The following is a 16240-nucleotide window of genomic DNA, read 5'->3' as shown; positions in this document are numbered from 1 at the left end:
ATGACACTGACTTTTGCTCCCTTCCTGCCGTGGTTTGCCATTATCATACTCGCCGTTGCAGCGCTGTTGCTGTTCGTCCTCGGACTGTGGCGTGGTGTGCGCGGCGCATGGCTGCGCGGTATTGCGCTTGCCGCCCTGCTGCTTGCCATTCTCAATCCGCTTCTGACGCAAGAGGAGCGTGAGCAGCTTTCAACCATTGTGCCTGTCATCGTTGACCGTTCGCAAAGCCAGGATACGGCTGAGCGTACAAAGATGACCGATGACGCACTGGCGCAGTTGCAGGATCGTCTGTCCAGATTTCCGCGCATAGAGCCACGTATTGTCGAGGTGCAGGATGATGGCACCAGCGATACGCCATCGACACGCCTGTTTTCCTCGCTCAATTCCGCAATATCAGATGTTTCGCCGTCACGGGTTGGCGGTGCCATTTTCCTCAGCGACGGCCAGATCCATGACATTCCAAACCCCGGTCAGGACCTTGGTTTCAAGGCGCCGATCCATGGCTTGATCACCGGCAAGGCGGACGAGTTTGACCGGCGTATCGAAGTTGTCCGTGCACCGCGCTTCGGCATCGTCAACGAAAACCAGCAACTGACCTTCCGGGTGTTTGATGACGGCCGCAGCCAGCGCGGCCCGGCAGAAGTCACCATCCGCATGAATGGCGAAGAACTGGCAAAGGTACAGGCAACGCCCGGACAACCAACACCGTTCGATTTCAAGGTGCCACGTGGTGGCAACAACGTCATGGAATTCTCGGTCGCCGAACTGCCAGGCGAAGTCACCACAGCCAACAACCGCGCTGTGCATCTGATTGAGGGCATTCGCCAGAACCTGCGTGTGCTTCTGGTTTCGGGTGAGCCCCATGCCGGGGAACGCGCATGGCGCAATCTGCTGAAATCCGACGCTTCGGTTGACCTCGTTCATTTTACCATTCTGCGCCCTCCGGAAAAGCAGGATGGTACCCCGATCAACGAGTTGTCGCTGATTGCCTTCCCGACCCGTGAGCTTTTTGTTGAAAAGATCGAGGATTTCGACCTGATCATTTTCGACCGTTACCAGCATCGCGGCGTACTGCCGATCCTGTATTATGATTACATCGCCCAATATGTCGAAAAGGGCGGCGCCCTTCTGATTGCGGCGGGGCCAGAACATGCCGGACAGGATTCCATTGCCCTAACGCCGCTTGCCAGTGTTCTGCCAGCCAATCCGACCGGCCAGATGCACAATTCCGCCTTCTACCCTCGCCTGTCTGAAGCGGGCAAAAAACATCCGGTCACGCGCGGTCTTGAAGGCTCTGGTGATGAACCGCCGGCCTGGGGTCGCTGGTTCCGCACCGTCAGTGTTGATCCTCCGGCCGGCCAGACAGTGATGCTGGGCGATGGGCAGGATCCGTTGCTGGTGCTGAACCGTCAGGGCGAAGGTCGTGTGGCCATGCTGCTGTCCGATCAGGGCTGGCTGTGGGCACGTGGTTTTGAAGGTGGCGGTCCGCACGTGTCGCTTTACCGGCGCATTGCCCACTGGCTGATGAAAGAGCCGGAACTGGAAGAAGAGGCTCTCACCGGCCGCGCCAATGGCCGCACACTTGAGGTCACCCGCCAGACGATTGGCGATGATCCCGGTCAGGCAACCGTCAAGTTCCCATCCGGGAAAACAGAAACCATGGCGTTTACCGAAGCTGGTCCCGGCCTTTACAAGCTGGAACAGCGCATGGACGAAACCGGCCTGTTTGAAATCACCAATGGCGAATTCACAACACTGGTGCATGTCGGTGCCGTTGATGCGCCGGAATTCAAGGCGATGATTTCAACCACCGAGACACTCGCGCCGCTGGCTGCAGAAACAAAAGGCAGCGTGCACCGCGTTGCCGACAATGACGGCCGTCTCACCCTACCGGACATTTTGCCTGTGCGCGGTGAAGTGCGTGTCCCCGACAACAACCGCATACTGATCAGCATGACCAATGAAACGGTGCTGACCGGCGTCAACACACTGCCGCTGTTTGCCGGTTTTGCGGGATTGGGCGTGCTGCTGTTTGCCTTTGCCGCCGTGTGGTGGCGTGAAGGTCGCTGATATCTGCTTCAGCACATATCGACCAAAGAAAAAGACCTGACAGATCGCTCTGCCAGGTCTTTTTGTTGGATCATTCAAGCTATGAACGTAAACTCAGGCAAAAGCCCTTTGAGGTTCCTCATAGGTATCCTCTTCGGCGTCCGGTATTGCCATGACGGCTTCACATTGCCGCCAGCCAATCACGCCCTTCAGCCGCGCATGGATGTCGTGCCCCAGCGGAACAACCAGTACCCGGTTCGGATCAACAGGCCCCGGAAAATCCAGCGCCTTATAGCTGACCTTCTCAAAACCGAGCGGCATGTAATAAGGTGGGTCTCCGATCAGGATAACAGCTTCCGAACCCTTGCGTTTTGCCGCCTCGATGGCAATCCGCACCAGTTCGCGGCCAATGCCCATGCTCTTGTGCGAAGGCCGCACGGCAAGTGGTCCCAACATATGCCCTTTGACACCACCGGCCAGCACCGGCGTCATCCGCACGGAGGCAATGGTTTCACCGTCGTCAGCACAAATGAATGACAAGGTCCGGTCATGAGGTCCCTGCTCGCGAATGCGCGCTGCCGCACGGGTGTGACGGCCCGGACCAAATGCTTCTTCGTTGATGATTTCGATGGCAGCATCGTGAGATGCGTGCTCGGTAAGGTAGACCAGATCGTGCTTGGACATTAAAAGACCCGAACCAAAAAGCGGACATGACAATAGCGACAGCTACGCCTCAAGAGGCGTTTAAGAGCGTCAGCGTCGTCGGAGCATCCGTGGTTCAGTCATTGAATTCGATCAATCCCTAAAAGTTGGTTTTGCCTGATATCAGGATTCATGGGGAGCGTCCAGCCTTTATTGAACACGTGCAGCCATCATAATTGTGAACGGCACAGAACGCAGTGTTCACGATTAGGGTATCGAATACATCAGAAAATAGCCTATTCTTTACTCAGTCAAAAATTGAAACAGGAGGTTGCACCATGGGTATGCTGGTGGAAGGTGTCTGGAAAGACGTATGGTATGACACAAAGGAAACCCGTGGCCATTTCAAGCGCAGCGCATCACAGTTTCGCAACTGGATTACCGCAGACGGCGAGCCCGGCCCATCTGGTAAGGGTGGCTTCAAGGCGGAAAAAGACCGCTATCATCTCTACGTATCGCTGGCCTGTCCCTGGGCGCATCGCACGCTGATCTTTCGCAAGCTCAAAAAGCTGGAGGATCTGATTTCCGTTTCAGTCGTCGATCCGTTGATGCTGGAAAATGGTTGGGAGTTCAAGCCCGAGGCCGACCGCACACCGGGCGCCACACAGGACCATCTGTTCGGCTCGTCCACGCTCTGGCAGGTCTATGTCAAAGCGGATCCCAACTATTCCGGTCGCGTCACCGTGCCAGTCCTCTGGGACAAAAAGAACAACACCATCGTTTCCAATGAATCGGCGGAAATCATCCGCATGTTCAACACCGCCTTCAATGGCCTGACAGGTTCGGAAGAAGACTTCTATCCACAAGCGTTGCAGCAGCAGATCGACGAGCTCAATACCCTCATCTACGACACCGTGAACAACGGTGTTTACAAGGCCGGTTTTGCAACGATACAGGAAGCCTATCAGGAAAACGCCATCAAGGTGTTTGAAACATTGGATATTCTGGAAGCGCGGTTGAAACAGCAACGCTTCCTGTTTGGCGCAAAACAGACCGAGGCTGACTGGCGGCTGTTTACCACGCTGGTGCGCTTTGATGCGGTTTATGTCGGGCACTTCAAGTGCAACATTCGTCGCATTGCCGACTATCCCAATGTGAGCGGTTATCTGCGCGATCTCTATCAGACACCGGGTGTCGCCGAGACGGTCGATATGCGCCATATTAAGGAGCATTATTATCGTAGCCACACGATGATCAACCCAACTGGCATTGTTCCGGCAGGTCCAGTCATCAATCTTGAAATGGCTCATAACCGGCAGGCATTGGTTTAATCCCCGCGCCTACCAGTAATCCGAGACAGTGATCTCACCCTTCAATTCTTGCAGACGGCGGCGCGTTGCCGCCGTTGCATCCTCGGGCAAATTGTCCGGATCAAAAAAACCGCTTTCCTTGATTTCCCAATCCGCCAGCCGCGGTGCCGTCTGCTCTACATTCAACCGGTAGAGCACAACATGGTCGCGCCTGCTGGCCTTGTTGTTGAAATAGACATGGAAAATCTCTGGCGTGCTGGTCGCCGTCAGATTGCCCTCCTCGCGAATTTCCTTGTGCAGCGCTTCAATCACGGTTTCGCCGCGCTCAACGCCGCCACCGGGCAGATACCAGCCCGGCAAATAGGAATGGCGCACGAGAAACACCCGACCTTGTGCGTCAAAACAGGCCGCCCGCACCCCCATTGTCATGCCACGCGTGACCAAGAACACCGCATGCAGGATGCGTGTCACAATCCACGTCAACAAACTCTGTTTTTCGGAGGAACCTTTTTCGCTCATTCTGCCTTTCCGATCATGGCCAAAAACAATTCCGTTTCATGATCTTATGCGATATGTCTGCCACCATGTTCAAACTCGCGCATATCTCAGATGTCCATCTTGGACCCCTGCCCAAGCTTACGTTCCGTGAACTGGCGTCCAAACGCATTACAGGATTTGTGAACTGGCATCGCAACCGTCGCAAGCACCTTTTCACAGATACGCTGGAAAAACTGCTCGATGATCTGGAGGCGAAGCAGCCCGATCATCTGGCGATAACCGGTGACCTCGTCAATCTTGCGACCGGCATTGAAATTCGCGCAGCCGCCGACTGGCTGGAAGAAGTGGGCGAACCATCGTCTGTTTCCGTGGTGCCGGGCAACCATGATGCCTATGTCCCCGGCGCGCACGACAAGGCCATGAACGCCTGGTACCCCTATGTGCGCGGGGATGGCGACCCCGAAGACTGGGATGAAGATCGCAAGATTTTCCCCTATATGCGCGTTCGCGGCCCGGTCGCCCTGATTGGCTGCTCGACATCCATTGCCACCCCGCCCTTTTCAGCGACCGGTTATTTCGGCCGTAGGCAAGCGCGTGCGACAGCTGAACTGCTGAAAAAGGCGGGCGAGATGGGCCTGTTTCGTGTGTTGATGATCCATCATCCGCCAATCCGTGGCGCAGCTGCCACCCACAAGCGCATGATCGGCATTCGCCGTTTCGCCGGCGCCGTTTCAACGGGTGGCGCAGAGCTTGTGCTGCATGGCCACACACATCTGAACACGGTCTATTGGCTCAATACCCACCATGGGCAGGACCACATTCCGGTGGTTGGCATCGCCTCGGCTTCCCAAGGTCCCGGCGGGAAAAAACCGCGTGCCAGTTATAACCTGTTCAACATATCAGGCGAACAGGGCGCATGGAACGTAACCTGCGAACGCCATTCGCTCAACGAGGCAGCAACGGCCATCGAATTTGAGGATGTCAGGGTGTTCTATGAAAATGGCCGGGTGATCGGTTTCCCGCCGCCGGAAGCTTAAGATCCAAACAGCAAAACGTTTATTTTCAGATAAGCGACCGCGGCGCTGTGCCTTCACGTCTGACTTTAAGCTGCCAATTCAATACCTTGAATCAAAGTCAGGTTTGCCATACCCGGGAAAGGACCGGGCATGGCAATGTGAGGTGTAAAAGCCTTATGCGTTTTTGGCGCGCTCTTCCAGAACGCGGTTGGCAGCCGAAACGATCGCTTCCAGCGAGGCCGCCACGATGTTGGTGTTGACGCCAGCACCGTAGAGCTTGCCACCATCATACTCAGCTTCGACATAGGCGATGGCCGATGCGTTGGAACCATGCTGCAGCGAGTGTTCGGAATAGTCGTTTACCGACAGGTCAACGCCCAGATAGACAGACAAAGCGTTGATGAAGCCATCGATCGGACCGGTACCCTTGCCTTCAATCCGCTTGACCTCACCGCGGTCCATGATTTCGGCAGCGACCACACGCACGCCCTTGAAATCACCGGCGGGATAAGTGTGATGGTCAACAAATTTCAGACGTGCGTCAGGTTGGGTCACGTAACGCTCGATGAAACGCTCATAGATGCGCTTGGCTGGCAGTTCCACACCTTCTTCGTCGGTAATGCGCTGAATGTCCTCACGGAATTCGACCTGCAGATTGCGCGGCAGGTTGATGCCGTAATCCTGCTGCAGAATGTAGGCGATACCACCCTTGCCGGACTGTGAGTTGATGCGAATGATCGCCTCGTAGGAACGGCCAACGTCCTTCGGATCGATGGGCAGGTAAGGTACTTCCCAAACGCCGGTATTGGACTGCTTGATTGCCTTCATGCCCTTGTTGATCGCGTCCTGGTGCGAGCCGGAGAACGCAGTATAGACCAGTTCACCAACATAGGGGTGACGCTCAGGGATCGCCATCTCGTTGGAATATTCATAGACCGACTTGATACGTTCGATGTCGCGGCAATCCAGTTCCGGGTCAACGCCCTGGGTGTACATGTTCAATGCCAGTGTCACCACGTCGACATTGCCGGTGCGCTCACCATTGCCGAACAACGTACCTTCCACGCGGTCAGCGCCAGCCATCAGGCCCAGTTCAGTTGCCGCAATGCCCGTGCCACGATCATTGTGCGGGTGCAGGGAAATGATGACGTTTTCGCGGTTATCAATGTTGCGGCACATCCATTCGATCTGGTCGGCGTAAATATTTGGCGTTGCCATTTCGACCGTCGAAGGCAGATTCAGAATCAGCTTGTTGTCAGCGGTGGGTTTCACCACCTCTATCACAGCGTTGCAGATTTCCAGCGCCACTTCCAGCTCGGTGCCGGTGAAGCTTTCCGGAGAATATTCAAAACGGTAACCGCCACCGGCCTTCTCGGCCATGTCAGTAATCATCTTGGCGGCATCAACCGCAATCTGCTTGATGCCATGCACATCCTTGCCGAACACCACGCGGCGCTGCAATTCCGATGTCGAGTTGTAGAAATGGATGATCGGTTTCTTGGCACCAACCAGAGATTCAAACGTGCGCGTGATCAGTTCCGGGCGGCACTGCACCAAGACCTGCAAGGACACGTCGTCAGGCACACCGGCCTCTTCCACGCACCAGCGGGCGAAATCGAAGTCGGTCTGCGACGCCGAAGGAAAACCGATTTCAATTTCCTTGAAACCCATTTCCAGCAACAGCTTGAACATGCGCGCCTTGCGGTCATGTCCCATCGGGTTGATCAGCGACTGGTTACCATCGCGCAGGTCAACCGAACACCAGATCGGTGCCTTGGTAATGGTCTTGGATGGCCACGTGCGGTCAGGAATATTGATGGTTGGATAGGGACGATATTTCGCAGCTGCGTCGGACATGCCGTTTGCGCTGGTGATGATCTTCGAGTCCATGTTACTTCCTCCTTGCGCATCCTTGGCTTGGGAACCAACGTTAGATGCGCGCCCTCGAGCGGGCAAAAAATCCAGTATGTACAGAAATTTCGTATGAGGAGCGTTTGTGCCAGCGGGCTTTCGGCCGCCGGGCGCTCCTCACTGGACCCGGCAACCGCGTGTAAGGTCGAGGCTAAGAAGCGAGAGTGCACCGCATGGGCAAGCATTCGCAGAAATCTGCGCATTCATGCCGAAAAAGGTTGCGGAGCAAGTAATCATGCGTTCGCTTATAATTGCCGAAAGATTCTGATGCAAGCGCATCTTTAATTTTTCATTCGTTTCACGAAACGCGTCAAAACCATCATCAGGCCACCAGCCATCAGCCCCCAGAAAGCACCGGAAATGCCGCCGAATGACAGGCCTGAGGCCGTGATCAGGAAGGTAATAGCGGCCGCTTCCCGCGTGTCAGGTTCCCTAAAGGCCGCAACGGCAGAACCGGAGAATGCACCGACCAGCGCCAGTCCGGCCACCGCCTGAATGAGAATCGGTGGAGCGAGCGCCACAAAGGCCGTCACCACACCGGCCAGCAGACCGAGAATGATATAACCAACCCCGCCAATGATCGCCGCCCAATAACGGCGCTTAGGGTCAGCATGGGCATCTTCACCCGCACACATCGCAGCAGTAATCGCCGCAAGATTAACGGCGTGGCCACCAAATGGAGCCGACAACAGCGAGAAAAAGCCGGTGGTCGCAAACAACGGACCAGGCTGCGGGTCATAATGATTGACCTTCAATACCGCGATCCCGGGAATATTCTGCGATGCCATGGTCACGATGAACAACGGCAATGCAATCGAGATCAGGGCCTGCAGATTAAACGATGGCGTTACAAATTCCATTGGCGGTTTCAGCGACTGTGAAATGCTGTCCAGTGCGCCTGCGGGAATATCGACACCAAAAACCATCACCAACACAAAGGCCAGGAGGGCAGCTGGCACGGCAAACAGGCGCTTGAACGCACCAACCACGATCCATGCCAATATGATCGGCAGACCAAGCGCCGGATTAAAGCCGATGGCCTTGATTGGCGCAAAACACAGGCCGATGATGACGCCGGATAACATGGCATTGGCCAAAGGCGCTGGAATGGATGCCACAGCGCGGCCGAGCGGCTTGAAAAGACCTGCAATCATGATCAGCACGGCACAGATGATGAAGGCACCAACAGCAGCAGAAAACCCGCCCTCGACCACGCCTGTTGTCGCCAGCAGCGCGGCACCGGGCGTCGACCATGCAATACTGACCGGCAATCGGGTGGCGACCGACAAGGCAATCGCGCAAAACCCCATTGATACGGAAAGCGCCATCAATCCGGAGGCTGCCTCGAAATCCGTGGCTCCCACGCCTTTTAGCCCCTGCAACACAACGGCAAAGGAACTGGCAAAGCCAACAAATGCCGTAAGGCAGCCCATGAACAGGCTTTGAACGGAAAAATCTTTCAACATGGCAGGGACTCAGGACAGCGTGTGATTGTACATATCACAGATCAAAAAAACGCATGAGACGCAAGGGAGCCCTGCCCGACAGCTGAAACGGAAACAAAAGCTAAGCTACGGGTCGCAGAAAAACAAAAGCCCGCACAGGTTTTTACCGGTGCGGGCTTTAAAAACGCAAACAGTCGAACAGATTACAGCTCGGACTGGTTTTCCACGATGCGGCTGGTCAGACCGTAGTCTTTGGCTTCTTCAGCCGACAGCCAGTAATCGCGGTCGATGTCCTTGGCGATCTTTTCTTCTGTCTGGCCGGTGGCCTTGGAGAAGATCTTGATCAGGCGCTGGTTCATCTTGATGATTTCGCGTGCCTGGATTTCGATGTCCGATGCCATGCCGCGTGTGCCACCAGATGGTTGGTGAAGCAGGAAACGGGTGTTTGGCAGGCAAAGGCGGCGTTCTTTCGGCACAGAAACATAGATCAGTGCGCCAGCCGATGCGACCCAGCCGGTACCGATGATCCAGACCTTCGGCTTGATGAACTTGATCATGTCGTGGATGCTGTCGCCAGACTCCACGTGACCGCCAGGAGAATTGACGTAAACGCGGATGTCTTCGTCGCTGGCTGCGGCAAGTGCCACGAGCTGCGTGCAGACCTTCTGCGCCAATTCCTGGGTAATGCCACCATAAATGAAGATAGAACGCGACTTGAAAAGATTCGCTTCCGTTTCCTTACCGATCGGCAGTTCCTTGCTCTTGTCGTCGTCTTCTTCGTTCATACACGGATCTCCAACGTAATTCGTCTGTCCTTCGGACATAGTGTGATTTGTGTCGTAAAACAATGAGCGAAAAAGACAAGGCGCAGAACTGTATAATAAACAGCACACCGGCAAATGGCGCATGGACAGCAAGTTCACGCTTACGATATCGTTAAAATCACACCGCTGCGCCGAATTGGGAGGAGCGTCCGCAGCGGCTTGATGCCAAAAAATATTGAGAGGGAACAATGTTCAAACGTATTTCAATTGCCGCCGCAGCACTCGCCGCGACCACCCTGCCAGCCTTCGCCCACCTGAACCCCGAAGAACACGGCTCGTTCATGGCCGGTTTTTCCCATCCGCTTTTCGGTGCCGACCACATTCTTGCGATGGTTGCCGTCGGAATCTGGGCCGCACAGATTGGTGGACGCGCGCTTTGGGTCGTTCCATTCGCCTTCGTTGGCACCATGGCAATCGGCTTCATGATGGCACTTGGTGGCATTGATCTGCCATTTGTGGAGCCGGCCATTCTCGCCTCCGTGATTGCACTTGGCCTTCTGGTTGCCATGGCAGCCCGCTTCCCCGTCTCGGCCGCAGCTGCCGTGGTTGGCATTTTTGCGCTGTTCCATGGCCACGCCCATGGCGGCGAACTGGGCAGTGCCGGCGCACTTCAATTCGGCGTCGGCTTTGTTATCGCGACAGCGCTGCTGCATGTGGCCGGTATTGCTGCCGGTCTCGGTGTCAGCCGCCTTGGCACAGTCGCCAGCCGTATCATCGGCGCGCTCACGGCACTTGCTGGCTTGACACTGGCCTTCGGCGGCTGAAGCATTACAAAAATTTAAACCTCCGGCAGCTTTGAAAAGTCGGATTTAGCGCCTACCTCCTTATCGATACGTTTCTTTGTTCGGTAAGGAGGCATACATGTCGCCGGAAGAAACCAGACTGCTGACCGCCCTGTTCGACAGGGTCAGAACCGCATCATCCACACCGCGAGACAGCGATGCGGAGATCTTGATTGAACGCGCTGTGCGCGACCAGCCAACCGCTCCCTATTATCTGGCGCAAGCGGTCATCGTGCAGGAAAAGGGGCTTGAAGCCGCTGCTGCTCATATTGCGCGACTTGAAGAGCGTATTCATCAACTGGAATCCGGCAACGCTGATCCGCATCACACCCAGCAAGGTGGCTTCCTCAGTTCAATATTCGGTTCCAGTCAACCGCAGGCAACAGCCCCTGCCCCAGCCGCCGCACCACCGACGACAAACTATCGCAATGACACAGCCGACCCAGCTGCCGGTCCGTGGGATCGCGCGCAAAGCCAGCAACCACAAGCACAACAACCAACTGGCCCATGGAGCCCGCAACCCGCGGCCCGTTCTGCGGGCGGGAGTTTCCTGCAGGGCGCGTTGGGCACGGCAGCAGGTGTGGCGGGCGGCATGCTGCTCGCCAATTCCTTGAGTGGAATTTTCGGCAATCACATGTCGCCTCTGGGCTTAGGATCGCCCGTCTCCGGCAACGCACCGGTCGAAGAAACAGTCGTCAACAACTACTTTGGCAATAATACGCCAGATCAGACCGCAGGGTCTGACAACAGTGAAAATGACATCCAGCAAGCCGACGACGACAGCGACAATGATGATGACAGTGCAGACATGGATTTTGATTCAGGCGATGACGGTTCATTCGCCTGAACCCATTTTGCTCGACTGTCAGCCACGACCACGATAGGTCGGCACGCCCTGATCCGGAAGCCAGACACCTTCCGGTACAGCACCCGTCTGCCAGAACACATCGATTGGAATACCGCCACGCGGATACCAGTATGCGCCGATGCGCAGCCATTTCGGTTGCAACAGATCGACAAGCCGCTTGGCAATATAGACCGAGCAATCCTCATGAAATGCACCATGATTGCGGAAAGAATGCAGGAACAGCTTCAATGATTTCGATTCCACCAGGAAATCGCCGGGTATATAATCAATAACGATATGCGCAAAATCCGGCTGGCCGGTCATTGGGCAGAGCGATGTGAACTCAGGCGCCGTAAAGCGCACCACATAATCGGTGCCGGCATTGCCGTTTGGCACCTTTTCCAGCACGGCCTTTTCTGGGCTTTCAGGAGTGTCGACCTTGGTGCCTAGCTGAGACAGACCAGAAACATCGGTCATATTTTTTCTCCTTTGCGAACTTTTACCATGACGCCATGCGCCTTCTCGCCTTCCGGTTCTACGTGGATGGCGAGGCTGGCACCCGGTATCATCGCGCGTATGGCATCTTCAAGGCGGTCGCAAATTTCATGTGCTTTTCCCACGCTCATCTCGGTAGGTACCACCAGATGGAAATCGATGAAAGCGGCAGCGCCTGCCCTCCTTGTCCGCAAATCATGTACGCCAACCGACCCGTTGGCATTGGCACTAATCGCCTGCTTGATCTGCTCTTCCTCTTCCGCTGTCACGGCGCGGTCCATCAAACCACCAATGGAGTTTGAAATGACCTTCCAGCCTTGGAACAGAATGTTGATGGCCACCACGATGGCGAGGATCGGATCGAGAATCGCGTAACCGGTGAGGATGGCCAGCACCAGACCAATTAGAACACCGATCGATGTCACCACGTCAGACATGATGTGATGAGCGTCTGCTTCCAGTGCTGGTGACCGATGCTGTTTGCCGACACGCATAAGTATGGTTGCCCAGACGGCATTGATGACACCGGCAGCAGCGTTGATAGCAAGACCAAGCACCGGCGCTTCCGGCAGGCGTGGTTCAAACAACCCGGCCCAGGCTTCCTTGACGATCAGCAGCGCGGCTAAAACGATCAGCACGCCCTCCACCACGGCGGAAAGATACTCCGCCTTGTGATGGCCGAACTGATGGTCTTCATCGGCCGGCTTTTGCGCGTAACGAATGACGAAATAGGCAATGAAAGCGGCGACCACATTGACGGTCGATTCCAGACCGTCAGACAACAGCGCAACCGAGCCGGTTACCCACCATGCAAGAAGCTTTAGCCCAAGCACCCCGATCGAAAGCGGAATGCCCCAAAACGCCAATGTTCGAACCAGCCCCTTGCCGTCACTCATGATCATAACCTCGTGCAGATGCGAGCGAATTGCAGAAAATTCGCCCCTGAAACGCCAAACCGCGCGCACGGGGTATCGTGCACGCGGTCTGGTTTTCATGTTCTATCGTTCAATCGTCTGAAAACGTCAAGTCTCGCTAGACAGACGCCTCGCCACCATCATCCTGTTCACAGAACCGTATTCGGTTGCTGAAAGGATCAGTGACCTCCATCTGCAATCCCCAAGGCAAGGTCTCAACGCCCGGTTTCATATAGATGTAATGTTTCGCGATCAGCTCTTTCTGGTAGGCCTGAACACCTTTCATCACAACGAAAGTATTGGAGCCTGGAGACGCATCGCCATGATGGCCACTCAAGTGCAAGACGAGGCCTGCACGGGATACCTGCATGTAGAGCGGGAAATTGTCGCCATAGCGGTGTTCCCAATCAAGCTGAAAACCAAGAAAGTCCACGTAGAACTCTCTCGCCTTTTCCTCATCAAAAATACGGATGATCGGGCAAGTGCGCTGAAAGGAGATGAAGGGCTGGTTGGCATCAAGACTGTCACTCATCGGTCTTCCTCTTTCCAATCACGGTGTCGGCACGGCTGCGACATCATTATGCAAATGCAATGATGTTATCAGCAAGGTGGGCAATGGCGTCCACCATCCGGTCTCGACACCCGCTGCACGCAAGGCAGCTGCCGTCCAGGTGTTACAGCCCAGCAAGGCGTTAAAATAACCATTGGCTTCGAAAAACGCATCGTCGGAGCCGTCGGATTTTCCCAAGAGCGGAACGGGCTTGCCTTGTGGTCTGGCAAAACTGACGTCGATAAAGCCAAGCAGCGCTCGATATCCGTGATCGGAAATGTTGAGCGCCGTAACGCTCGCGTCCGTAATTGGAATTTCGCCGGCAAGCGCGACATGCATGACCGATTGATCGAGTGTGAAACTTTTCAACACCGGCATCGGCTTCAAATCCGCCCAGGTTGGCGTTTCCGTGTAAAACGACCGCCCGCCCCAACCGATAATCAGATAACGAAGGCCGGGATGATCGATATCGAGACCACCGTCGCGCAGGAAACCAAAACGCGCCAGCAACTCAGCATCTACGGGAAGCGCGATATCCGTGTGGATGGGATTTTTCAGCACAAGAATAGGGCGTGAATTTACCGCGATATCATCAGCGTGACCTCTCGGCAGTACAGTTCCGGCCGCAACCGCGAAAGCAATCAAAACCAGACCGATACAGAAATATCTAAGAAATTTCACGGCTGTGCATCACCCGGCTGGTTTGCAAATGAAAACGGCGGCGCTTTATCAACGCCGCCGTCTGTAATTGGGTTAAGCAGCCTTGGTTTTAGACCGGCGCGCCAGATGTGCAACCACGTTCTCGATCATCCGCATGCCGGCGTCCTGCCCCAGCGTCATGATTGATTCCGGGTGGAACTGTACGGCAGCAACCGGCTCCTTGGCATGTTCGATGCCCATGATCGTGCCATCTTCGCTTTCCGCGGTGATGATGAAATCACGGTGCAGGGTCGCTGGGTCGGCAAAGATAGAATGGTAGCGGCCAACGGTGACTTCTTTAGCAAGACCTGAGAACACCAGACCTGGCTCAAGGACGCGAATACGCGACGGTTTTCCATGCATGGGCACAGCCAGTTGCCGCAACTCGCCGCCATAGGCTTCCGCCAATGCCTGCAAGCCCAGGCACACACCAAAGATTGGCAGGTCACGGGCTCGTGCCGCCTTGATGGTTGCCTTGCAATCGAAGTCGCTCGGATTGCCCGGTCCGGGCGACAGCACAACCAGATCAGGATCGAAGCGATCAAAGACCTCCGTTGGCACTGGCGTGCGCACAGTGGAAACCGTCGCTCCGGTCTGGCGGAAATAGTTGGCCAGCGTATGCACAAAGCTGTCTTCGTGGTCGACCAGCAGGATTTTGACACCCGCGCCGACCTTGGCAGCATCGCGCTTGGAAGCGGAAGAATTGGCAGCCTTGGCATCACGGATAGCCGCGATCATTGCTGACGCCTTCAGTTCGGTTTCAGCTTCTTCTTCCTGCGGGTTGGAATCGTTGAGCAGTGTTGCCCCTGCCCGCACTTCCGCAATGCCATCCTTCACACGAATGGTGCGCAGGGTAAGACCGGTATTCATGTCGCCATTAAAACCAACCATGCCGATGGCACCGCCGTACCAGGCGCGCGGGCTCTTTTCATGGCTTTCGATAAAGCGCATGGCCCACAACTTCGGCGCACCGGTAACCGTGACAGCCCATGCGTGGCTGAGGAAGCCGTCAAACGCATCCATGCCGTCACGCAGGCGACCTTCAATATGGTCGACCGTATGAATAAGCCGCGAATACATCTCAATCTGACGGCGACCGATAACCTTGACCGAGCCGGGTTCGCAGACGCGGCTCTTGTCATTGCGGTCAACGTCCGAGCACATGGTCAGCTCGGACTCGTCTTTCTTGGAGTTGAGCAGTTTGAGGATCTGCTCCGAGTCAGCAATCGGGTCATCACCACGCTTGATGGTTCCGGAAATCGGGCAGGTTTCAATGCGGCGACCCGAAACGCGAACGAACATTTCCGGCGACGCGCCGATCAGATATTCCTGATGGCCAAGATTGATGAAGAAGGAATACGGCGACGGGTTGATGGCTTTCAGACGACGCGACAGATCGGACGGCTTGCTGTCGCAGCGCTCCATGAACTTCTGGCCCGGCACCACTTCAAACAGGTCACCACGACGGAAGCTTTCCTTGGCCTTGACCACCAGTTCGGAATATTCGCCGGAGCGGTGATCGCCCTTTGGCGGAATAACGTCGGTTGGCTTGAAAGGCTCAGGGGCTATGTCCTCAGCCTTGCCAGCTGTTGTGACGCCGGCCTTTTCAAAGTCATACCGGTCAATCCATGCCTTGGCGGAATAGTGGTCAACGACCAGAATTTCATCCGGCAGGAACAAGACCATGTCGCGCTGGTCCTCAGGGCGCTGCAGCGACAATTTGATGGCATCAAACTGGAATGCGAGGTCGTAACCGAAGGCGCCAAACAGGCCGATGGCTGAATCGGCACTGGAATAGAAGAGGTCAACGACCGCCCGCAGTGCCGTAAATACCGTCGGGATTTTTGAGCGCTCTTCTTCGGTGAAGACACGGTCTGGTTCATTGACCACCAGATCGAGACGACGTTCCGACGATGCACCGAGTGTCAGATCCGGTGTCGCCGCCAGTTTTTCGCGAATAAAGGACAGCAGGACTTCACCGCGCCCATTATAGGCTTCGATCCACATTGTGCGACCGAGGCAGGAAATACCAAGTGGCGGATCGATGATTGCAGTATCCCAACGGGTGTAACGACCGGGATATTCATAGTTGGAGGAAAATACCGCGCCGCGACGTTCGTCCAGCCGTTCAATATAGGAGTCGATTGCACCAGCATAATCAGTGGCACGATGCTGGCGTGTCACTTTCACGCCGCCCTTCGTCTCGTAGATTTCACTGCCATCATCCTGAATGATCGTTACCATTTCTTACTTCCCCG

At 55.6% G+C, this 16240-nt stretch carries 15 protein-coding genes; 5 read left to right on the top strand and 10 right to left on the bottom strand.

Annotated elements, in window-relative coordinates; all coding sequences use genetic code 11:
- Nucleotides 1-2070 (top strand): hypothetical protein, encoded by a 2070-nt coding sequence (locus IB237_RS09480; protein WP_192488394.1) that lies wholly within the window; start codon nucleotides 1-3, stop codon nucleotides 2068-2070.
- A gap of 93 nt (nucleotides 2071-2163) precedes the next feature.
- Here the strand turns inward: IB237_RS09480 and IB237_RS09475 are convergent, their stop codons facing one another.
- Nucleotides 2164-2733 carry a GNAT family N-acetyltransferase gene (locus tag IB237_RS09475; RefSeq protein ID WP_192488393.1) on the bottom strand — a complete coding sequence of 190 codons (570 nt, stop codon included), beginning with the start codon at nucleotides 2731-2733 and terminating at the stop codon, nucleotides 2164-2166.
- A 296-nt stretch (nucleotides 2734-3029) separates the two neighbouring features.
- Here IB237_RS09475 and IB237_RS09470 point away from each other — a divergent pair, with 296 nt between their 5' ends.
- The gene (locus tag IB237_RS09470) at nucleotides 3030-4022 is read left to right on the top strand and encodes a glutathione S-transferase family protein (protein ID WP_192488392.1); all 993 of its coding nucleotides are present in this window, start codon (nucleotides 3030-3032) and stop codon (nucleotides 4020-4022) included.
- A 9-nt stretch (nucleotides 4023-4031) separates the two neighbouring features.
- Here the strand turns inward: IB237_RS09470 and IB237_RS09465 are convergent, their stop codons facing one another.
- Nucleotides 4032-4520 carry an NUDIX domain-containing protein gene (locus tag IB237_RS09465; RefSeq protein WP_192488391.1) on the bottom strand — a complete coding sequence of 163 codons (489 nt, stop codon included), beginning with the start codon at nucleotides 4518-4520 and terminating at the stop codon, nucleotides 4032-4034.
- A gap of 65 nt (nucleotides 4521-4585) precedes the next feature.
- Here IB237_RS09465 and IB237_RS09460 point away from each other — a divergent pair, with 65 nt between their 5' ends.
- Nucleotides 4586-5536 carry a metallophosphoesterase gene (locus IB237_RS09460; protein WP_192488854.1) on the top strand — a complete coding sequence of 317 codons (951 nt, stop codon included), beginning with the start codon at nucleotides 4586-4588 and terminating at the stop codon, nucleotides 5534-5536.
- A gap of 153 nt (nucleotides 5537-5689) precedes the next feature.
- Here the strand turns inward: IB237_RS09460 and leuA are convergent, their stop codons facing one another.
- The 3 genes from leuA to IB237_RS09445 all read right to left on the bottom strand — a co-directional run bounded on the left by leuA (nucleotide 5690) and on the right by IB237_RS09445 (nucleotide 9656).
- Nucleotides 5690-7405, bottom strand: coding sequence for a 2-isopropylmalate synthase (leuA, locus tag IB237_RS09455; RefSeq protein ID WP_192488390.1), 1716 nt, complete (start codon nucleotides 7403-7405; stop codon nucleotides 5690-5692).
- Between the two features lie 302 nt (nucleotides 7406-7707).
- Complete coding sequence (locus IB237_RS09450) at nucleotides 7708-8892, bottom strand: benzoate/H(+) symporter BenE family transporter (protein WP_192488389.1); 1185 nt, start codon at nucleotides 8890-8892, stop codon at nucleotides 7708-7710.
- 182 nt (nucleotides 8893-9074) lie between these two features.
- Nucleotides 9075-9656 (bottom strand): ATP-dependent Clp protease proteolytic subunit, encoded by a 582-nt coding sequence (locus IB237_RS09445; protein ID WP_192488388.1) that lies wholly within the window; start codon nucleotides 9654-9656, stop codon nucleotides 9075-9077.
- Nucleotides 9657-9883: 227 nt separating this feature from the next.
- Between IB237_RS09445 and IB237_RS09440 the strand changes: the two genes are divergently transcribed.
- Nucleotides 9884-10459: a HupE/UreJ family protein gene (locus IB237_RS09440; RefSeq protein ID WP_192488387.1), complete on the top strand. Its 576-nt coding sequence runs from the start codon at nucleotides 9884-9886 to the stop codon at nucleotides 10457-10459.
- Between the two features lie 97 nt (nucleotides 10460-10556).
- A complete protein-coding gene (locus IB237_RS09435; protein WP_192488386.1) occupies nucleotides 10557-11324 on the top strand; it encodes a DUF2076 domain-containing protein in 768 nt (255 codons plus the stop codon).
- 18 nt (nucleotides 11325-11342) lie between these two features.
- Here the strand turns inward: IB237_RS09435 and queF are convergent, their stop codons facing one another.
- The 5 genes from queF to IB237_RS09410 form a co-directional block, all read right to left on the bottom strand.
- The gene (gene queF, locus IB237_RS09430) at nucleotides 11343-11801 is read right to left on the bottom strand and encodes a preQ(1) synthase (RefSeq protein WP_192488385.1); all 459 of its coding nucleotides are present in this window, start codon (nucleotides 11799-11801) and stop codon (nucleotides 11343-11345) included.
- Nucleotides 11798-12715, bottom strand: a complete 918-nt coding sequence (locus tag IB237_RS09425; RefSeq protein WP_192488384.1) for a cation diffusion facilitator family transporter — start codon at nucleotides 12713-12715, stop codon at nucleotides 11798-11800. The genes queF and IB237_RS09425 overlap by 4 nt, the downstream gene beginning before the upstream one ends.
- A 136-nt stretch (nucleotides 12716-12851) precedes the next feature.
- Nucleotides 12852-13265 carry a glyoxalase superfamily protein gene (locus tag IB237_RS09420; RefSeq protein ID WP_192488383.1) on the bottom strand — a complete coding sequence of 138 codons (414 nt, stop codon included), beginning with the start codon at nucleotides 13263-13265 and terminating at the stop codon, nucleotides 12852-12854.
- Between the two features lie 18 nt (nucleotides 13266-13283).
- On the bottom strand, nucleotides 13284-13964 hold the full coding sequence (locus IB237_RS09415; RefSeq protein ID WP_371815276.1) for a TIGR02117 family protein: 681 nt from the start codon (nucleotides 13962-13964) through the stop codon (nucleotides 13284-13286).
- A gap of 72 nt (nucleotides 13965-14036) precedes the next feature.
- Complete coding sequence (locus tag IB237_RS09410; protein WP_192488382.1) at nucleotides 14037-16226, bottom strand: anthranilate synthase; 2190 nt, start codon at nucleotides 16224-16226, stop codon at nucleotides 14037-14039.
- Nucleotides 16227-16240 lie beyond the last annotated feature (14 nt).

The organism is Agrobacterium sp. AGB01 (genome assembly GCF_014851585.1).
Taxonomy (GTDB): Bacteria; Pseudomonadota; Alphaproteobacteria; order Rhizobiales; family Rhizobiaceae; genus Agrobacterium.
Note: the sequence above shows the minus strand (reverse complement) of the source record. Positions and strands in the feature narration are given on the sequence as shown.